The organism is Rossellomorea oryzaecorticis (genome assembly GCF_045897515.1).
Taxonomy (GTDB): Bacteria; Bacillota; Bacilli; order Bacillales; family Bacillaceae_B; genus Rossellomorea; species Rossellomorea enclensis.
Genome location: NZ_JBJOSA010000042.1, coordinates 1 through 1,856, shown reverse-complemented (window position 1 = coordinate 1,856; position 1,856 = coordinate 1). Strand labels below are relative to the sequence as shown.

At 47.5% G+C, this 1,856-nt stretch carries 1 protein-coding gene; it reads right to left on the bottom strand.

All coding sequences use genetic code 11. The annotated features are described in order from the left end of the window. Positions 1-49 precede the first annotated feature (49 nt). Positions 50-1,309, bottom strand: coding sequence for a group II intron reverse transcriptase/maturase (gene ltrA / locus ACKA06_RS21560; protein ID WP_411160623.1), 1,260 nt, complete (start codon positions 1,307-1,309; stop codon positions 50-52). Positions 1,310-1,856: the final 547 nt, after the last annotated feature.

Below are 1,856 nucleotides of genomic sequence, written 5' to 3'. Positions count from 1 at the left end.
CCGACCTCTCACACCACCGTACGTACGGTTCCGTATACGGCGGTTTCATTTAAGTCTGACGCTTGACTTGATATCGACTATATAGACTCTTTAACCCTTGGTTATCCCAGTATCGGTTTCCAAGGGCATTATGCAGGATCGGGCTGCTGGCGACTCGCCAGTAGCCTTTCCTTGTATTTGCCCATTCCCACGCTTTCCTTTCCTGTACTCCGTACTTCTTTAAATTCTTGTACTTTGTTTTGATCTTCTTCCATTCTTTCCAACGAATCATACGAAGTCTTCTTCGAATCCATTTGTCTAGATCCATGAATATCGTCGGCGTTTCAGCCAGCTTGTAGTAACCTAGCCAGCCAACCAGGTAGCGATTCAGTTTATCGATTCGGTCCTTCATGTTCATGGATTTCCTTCTCGAAGTCAATTCACGAATCCGTTGTTTACACCGTTTGATACTCTCTCGAGAAACCCGTATTTTCGGGTTTATATGAAAGGTGAAAGAAAATCCCAGGAATCTTCGTTTCCATGGGCGGTCTACCGCACTCTTCTTCTCGTTCACTTTTAGCTTTAGCGTTCTTTCAATAAATCTCGTAATGCTTTTCATCACGCGTAATCCTGCCCTTTTGGAGCGTACGTAAATATTACAGTCGTCCGCGTAGCGGACGAAACAGAGACCTCTTCCCTCGAGCTCTTTATCCAGTTCGTCTAACACAATGTTCGAGAGTAAAGGGCTTAAAGGTCCACCTTGTGGTGTTCCCTCCGTGTTGGGGCGAACCAGACCGTCTTCCAAGATCCCTGCCTGCAGGTATCTTCGAATCAGTCTTAGTAGGTTCGGGTCCTTGATTCGTTTACTTAATGTACGCATCAGGCGGTCGTGATTCACTTTATCAAAGAACTTTTCTAAGTCCATGTCGACGACCCAACGTAACCCTTGCTTCATATAGCTTCTAGCTTCCCTTACTGCGTTATGTCCCCGTTTGTTTGGACGGAATCCATAACTATGGGTAGAGAATGTTGGATCGTATTCTGTAGTGAGAACCTGTGCGATGGCCTGTTGGATGAATCGATCCACCACGGTGGGAATGCCTAACTTCCTTTTACCTCCGTTCGGTTTCGGGATTTCGACACGACGGACGGGTTGAGGTTGATAGGTCCCACTTTGAATTTCTTCTCGCAGGGAAGCCCAGTGTGTATGAAGATGCGCTCGTAGGTTTTGTACGGGCATTCCATCGACACCGTGGCTTCCTTTATTGCGTTCAACGCGTTTTAATGCGAGAGCTAGATTTTCTCGTGATAAGATTCTTTCCAACATGATATCAAACTCCTACGTGAATGGTCTGTCTCGTTGTGTGGCAACATCTTTCCACCCTTCTAAATGTCCCCTGCGGGATTCACCGCTTCCTCCATTGGGAAGGTTATCATGTTTCTGCTTCATCAAGTGTCGCGTACTCAGAGTGACCATTCTTCTTAAATGATTCGGTCCTTCATGGGAATTCTAGAAGTCCCCACTACTACGACCTCGGCTGACTTCTGATCGTTCAGCGGACATTCGCATATCCGGTTACGGTGTGAGCACCGCATATCGATCAGACCTCCCAGGGTAAGCACACATTCTTCCTCTCCATGTCCCCTCTTCATTTACTGCGCACACCCTTTGGTAGTAAGGATTTTGACTTGTTCGGCAGTCTCGTCCAAGAGTGCGTAGCCTCATATGAAGTTCGTGTTCCTAGAGGCGGAGATTTGCCTCCGACTTCCTTCAGATTCTGGGTCGCCCCAGACACCCTTGTCATCAGCTAACCGCTACTACTACCTTCACGGCTCGGGACTTCAACCCTATAGAGTGTGTGCATGCCTGGCACACC